The organism is Albimonas pacifica (genome assembly GCF_900113695.1).
GTDB classification, from domain to species: Bacteria; Pseudomonadota; Alphaproteobacteria; order Rhodobacterales; family Rhodobacteraceae; genus Albimonas; species Albimonas pacifica.
Map to the genome: position 1 here is coordinate 1 of NZ_FOQH01000034.1, position 5,111 is coordinate 5,111.

At 66.2% G+C, this 5,111-nt stretch carries 3 protein-coding genes, 1 tRNA gene and 1 rRNA gene; 3 read left to right on the forward strand and 2 right to left on the reverse strand.

The window, feature by feature from the left end; all coding sequences use genetic code 11:
- Nucleotides 1–715 precede the first annotated feature (715 nt).
- The 3 genes from BM064_RS26145 (at nt 716) to BM064_RS26155 (ending at nt 4,678) form a co-directional block, all read left to right on the forward strand.
- Entirely contained in the window at nt 716–2,116 is a 1,401-nt protein-coding gene (locus BM064_RS26145) for a CHAT domain-containing protein (protein ID WP_177236410.1), read from the forward strand.
- Between the two features lie 178 nt (nt 2,117–2,294).
- The gene (locus BM064_RS26150; protein ID WP_177236411.1) at nt 2,295–3,815 is read left to right on the forward strand and encodes an FAD/NAD(P)-binding protein; all 1,521 of its coding nucleotides are present in this window, start codon (nt 2,295–2,297) and stop codon (nt 3,813–3,815) included.
- An 11-nt stretch (nt 3,816–3,826) separates the two neighbouring features.
- Nucleotides 3,827–4,678 (forward strand): formyltransferase family protein, encoded by an 852-nt coding sequence (locus BM064_RS26155; protein WP_092866406.1) that lies wholly within the window; start codon nt 3,827–3,829, stop codon nt 4,676–4,678.
- 85 nt (nt 4,679–4,763) lie between these two features.
- Here the strand turns inward: BM064_RS26155 and BM064_RS26160 are convergent.
- Nucleotides 4,764–4,840, reverse strand: a tRNA-Met gene (locus BM064_RS26160).
- A gap of 44 nt (nt 4,841–4,884) precedes the next feature.
- Nucleotides 4,885–4,999 (reverse strand): 5S ribosomal RNA (gene rrf, locus BM064_RS26165).
- Nucleotides 5,000–5,111: the final 112 nt, after the last annotated feature.

The window sequence follows — 5,111 nt, forward strand, 5'->3', positions numbered from 1 at the left end:
TCTACGCCCGACGGGACAGCAAAGGATGGGCCGACCTCCAGAACGACGTCCATCGCAAGTTCCTCAAGGGCTGGCTCGAACACCAGGGCGCAACGCTCGAAGGAGGCGAAGTCCAGCAGGTCAGGGAAAGGTAGGTTATCCTTTCCGCTTGCCAGCAGCCGAATGTGTCGCACATCATGCTGTCCCGACACATCAGCGATATTATCCGGGAATTGAATATGCTTCGTAGATTCAAACTCTATTCTCCAACTATTTTCCCGAGAGATCTGGCGCCCTCAAGTCGATGACGGAGCGAAGTTTTGACAAATCAGAAATTGAGCGGATGCTCGTTAATTCTGAACACACAAGTTTAGTTGACATTATAACTCCAATTATCGCGGACAGTAGGGACGTTATCCTGAACCCAAGAAATTCTCGTAAAATTCGCGAGGATACACTAGCACAAATCAGCGGACTTCCCGGATTTCTTGTTTGGTCGAGACTCGCCTTGGGCGGCAGCGCAGCCACTGCACTAGAAGACCTCGAACTGAGTCGAGCTCGACTGCTAGCTGTAGCTTTATCCATAGAAATGGAATATTCGCCGAGAATCCGGACGAGCCAAGAACTACTAGCATCCATACCGCCCGATGGAGCAGCAGTCGTTCCCTTCCTAACGCCCGCGGGTGCTAAGGCGTTCGTCCTGCCTGGCGGCGCAGCGGAAGTCACTAGTGTAAACTTGATTAACCTGAATGGACTCGACGCGGCGCGTTTGAGCCTGTGGCTCCATGGTGGTGGCAGCGATGGCGTAGCTGGTTTCATAGGTGCGCATGCAGAATTCAGAGGTGGCAACGACGATAACTATCAACCTTCTCAGTACAAATTTGACACGGCAATAAACTCCATTCTAACGCTTCTCGGCAATTTTCTCCTTGCTCCAATCGACGCCCACCTTCGGGTTCTTGGCCTTGCCATCGGAGCACATGTCATTATTCTTCCTCCCGGTCAAATCTCGATGTTGCCACTGGCGGCCGCCTTTCTTCCTCCAGCGCCAGAAATAGAGAGGCCTGCCGAGCCATTTGGCAACCGCTGGACAGTTTCGCTGGCACCTTGCTTTGAAGCGCTGATTGCAGCCCGCGCACGGAACAAGGCTTGGATCGCAGGTGGCGCAAAAACCCGTCTCGTCGCGGCTCTTGACCCTGTAGTCATACGGCCCGATCCTCACACGGGCACGCCGCAGCATAGTAGGTCACTCTGTCTGACTGCTGCCGAGGATGCGTTGTTCCGCCTCCGAGATTGCTTTTCCGACGAGCCATTGGTTCTATTTGGCGTCGATGCCACCGCCGAGGCGTTGCTCGCCGCGCTTCCTGGCGCCGACATGCTGCACTTCTCGGGACATGCCGCTTTCGACCTTGTCAATCCTAGAAAGTCGCACCTCGCCACTGCGGGCGCCGATCCGAATGACGTGCTGAGCGTGGCCCGCCTCGTCGAGTTAGACGATGGCGGCCGCCTGCGGCTCCGCCTCGCGGTGCTGTCGGGCTGCGAGACAACGCTGTCCGGCTTCAACATGGTGGAGGACGAGTTCATAGGCCTACCGGCAGCGTTCGTGCAGGCGGGCGCGGCGGCGGTTCTGGCGAGCCACTGGCCGGTGCGCGAGGACGCAGCCTTCCTGCTCACCCGCCGCTTCTACGAGGTCCTCAATCTCGCACCCGGGCCGGGCGGCGAGCCTATCTTCGGCCCGGCAGCGGCTGCCCGCGAGGCTGCACGGTGGCTTCGACAACTGACCGTCGGCGAACTGCTGGACCTGTTCGAGACCGTCCCGCAGCCCGCCGGTGCCGACGTGCCCGCCGGCTGCGCCTGGCTCGATCTCTCCGAGCCGAGGGGGGCGGCGCACATCCGCCCGACCGGCGGCCAGGCCGACCCCCTGGACCCCGGCGCCCCGCGGAAGCTGCCCCCCCAGATGAAGACCCGCGATCCCGTATCGCCCAAACCGACGCCTCCGCGTCGAGACCCGGTGCTCGGAACATCCGGAACCCGCCTCGTCCTCCAGCCCCCCGCCGACGGCGCCCCCCTCGACCTCGACGCAAAACCCTACGCAAACCCCGTCCACTGGGCCGCTTTCTCACTCACGGGGGTGTAGGGGCGAGCCCCTGGGGCTGCTTCTCTCTCGGTCGATCCTCCTGCATTCCGCCGTCGATCTACCTCCGGGCCATAGCCGCGCCGCCGGCCTCGCATCGGCAGAGACGCTTGGGGAAAGCGCGTAGCGGATCTCGATGGGGCGAGCGTTGTGTTCGCCGGTCATTCGGGAGGCCGAGGTCATGGGCAAGCTGGAGATCCTGGTTGTTGGGGGCGGTCCGAGCGCGGTGGCTGCGATCTGCGCGATCGTGGACCAGGCGATCGCGGGGGATGTCTGCCGCAAGGTGCGGGTGACGGTGGTGGAGCGGGGCGGGGAGGCCTTTCGGGGGCTCGCCTTCGGAACCGAGGATGACGGCCACCTGACGAACATGCCGGCGCACTCGCTGCGCATCCCGCCCAGGGAGCCCCACGATTTCCTGAAGTGGGGGGTGGAGCACGGGCACGTGTCGACCTTCGCCGCGCGGGGCTCGGTCTACGTGCCGCGACGCGTGCTGGGCGACTATCTCGCGGCGCGGGCGATGGAGGCCTGCGAGGTCGCCGAGCGGCATGGCCTGCAGATCGATCTCATGGGCGGCGACGTGGTTCGGCTGAAGCGAGACGGCGAAGGCTGGACGGCGGAGCTCGCCACGGGCCGCACCCTGCGGGCCGACCAGGTGCTCCTGACGATCGGCAACCTCCCCAGCTCCAGGCTTCGACGCCTCGAGGGTGCGACGGGCTTCATCCCGCACGCCTGGCCGGCCAGGCGGCTTGAAGCGATTCCGCGCGATGCGCGCGTCGGGGTGGTCGGGACCAGCCTGACTGCGATCGACGTGCTGGCCACGCTCGAGTCGCAGGAGCACGAGGGACCAGTGACCTGGGGGTCGCGCTCAGGTCTGCTGCCGCGCGTGCGGCCGGACTACGACGCCGACCAGGAGATCCGCCATCTCACGCCCGAGCGCCTGCAGCGCCTCGCCACGGCTCAGGGCCGGGGGCTGAGCCTGGACCAGCTGTTCATGCTCTGGTCGATGGATTGCGTTGACGCCGGTCTGCCGGTCGAGCGGATCGACTTCCTGCGGCCGGACGCGCGCGATCCTGCCGAGCGCCTGCGCGACGAGCTCGCCGCGTCGGGCAGCCCGGACCTGCGCTTCAGCCTGCTTCGCGCAGCGACCGAGAACTCCGCCCACGCTTGGCGCGCATTGTCCCCGCACGCGAAGCGGACGTTCTCGAAGCGCTGGTCGACGGCCTTCGGCGCGTCCGCCTTCCCCTGCCCGCCCCGCAACGGGGCGCGAGTGTTGGGCTGGCTCGAGTCCGGCCGGGTCTCGCACCCGGGTCAGCTGGCGACCGGGGTGGACGCGGTGCGCGCCTGCTCCAAGGGCTTCGAGATGACCTACGCCGACGGCTCGGTTGAACGCGTTGACTGGCTGATCGACGCGACCGGCGGGGGTTATGAACTCACTGCGTCGGGCGACCCGCTGATCCGCGGGCTGCTGGCCGACGGCCACCTGCGCGCCCACCCGTTCGGGGGCGGGGACGTCGACTTCGAGACCGGCGCGGTCATCGGCCGCGATGGGCGGGTCGCCCGCGATCTGCACCTGATCGGCGCGCAGACGCGCGGCGTCCATTTCTTCACCAACTCCCTCGAGAAGAACGCCCTCGCCGCCTGCGCGGCCGTGCGGTCGATCTTCCGCCCCCAGCGCCAGGCCCGCCGCCTGGCCGTCGCCTGAAGGAGGAAGACATGCGCCTCGCCCTGTTCGTAGGAGACGACCTGCACTCGCACATCCTCGCCCACCGATTGGCCGCGGAGGCGGTCGGCGCGGGGGTCTCGCTCCACGTCTATCTCCCGGCGCGGCGGTCCAGCCGCCGGGTCGCCGAGGGCTCCTTCGCCGAGTACCAGGCCCTGGAGATCGACCTCCTGGAGCGCGAGATCTACCCAGCGCTGTTCCGGCGGGTCTGGACGTCCGGGGTCCGCCTCGCTCCTCTCGCCTTCGAGGCCCTGCATGGAATTCACGCCGAACCGGTCGAGGACATCAACGAGCCGGCGTTTCTCGAGCGGCTCGGCGCGGCGCACCATGATCTCGCGATCTCGGTCCGATGCCTCCAGAAGTTCGGGCGGGAGATCATCGCGATTCACCGGCGCGACCATGACCTGCCGCGGCTCTGGAACCTGCACCCTGGGCGGCTGCCGGCCTTCCGCGGCGTTTGCTGCTTCTTTCGGCAGTTGGCCGGCGCAGACCTCGCGGGGCGCTACACGCTGCACGTCGTCGATCCGGGCTGGGACACCGGTCCGGTGATCCTCCGCGACGCGGGCGTCCTGCAGCCGGGCCGCTCGGTCCTCTCGAACTATTGCAGGGCCGCGCCTGCAGGCGCCCGGATGATCCTCGACGCGGTTGGTCGCTTCCGGCGCGGAGACCTGCCGCCGCCATCGCGCCAGGATCACGCCCGCGCAGCCTACTGGAGCACGCCGACCGCGGAAGAGATCGCCGCCGCCGCCACGCTTGGCGTGCGCCTCGCGGACCGGGCGGAGGTTGCAGAGGATGTGAAGGCGCTGCTTGGCGTTGAGATCGGGCGACGCGCCGAGCCGGGCTGATCGGACATGGCTCGGACACGCCTGCACCAAACGCGAACGCCGCCCTGGAGGGCGGCGTTCAAGCGTTTGGCAATATTGGTCAAACTGGTTGCGGGGGCAGGATTTGAACCTGCGACCTTCAGGTTATGAGCCTGACGAGCTACCGGGCTGCTCCACCCCGCGGTTTTGGGTATCGTGAGGGAGACGAGATAGGGGTTGGTTGACGGGTCCGGCGGCGACCTACTCTCCCACGACTTGAGTCGCAGTACCATCGGCGCGGCAGGGCTTAACGGCCGAGTTCGGGAAGGGATCGGGTGTTTCCCTTGCGCTGTGACCGCCGGACCTGCGAACCAACCCCTGTTTTCGTTTTGAGGTCCGCGCGAGGCGCGGACCCGCGCAGGAGCGCGCCGGCCGTTCGGCCGGTACGTCGCTGCGCGACGAAGACGGGGTTTTG

What these genes read in the sequence shown, in the direction of transcription:
- BM064_RS26150 (WP_177236411.1), top strand. Translation starts at nt 2,295, where the DNA reads ATGGGCAAGCTGGAGATCCTGGTTGTTGGGGGCGGTCCGAGCGCGGTG.
- BM064_RS26155 (WP_092866406.1), top strand. Translation starts at nt 3,827, where the DNA reads ATGCGCCTCGCCCTGTTCGTAGGAGACGACCTGCACTCGCACATCCTC.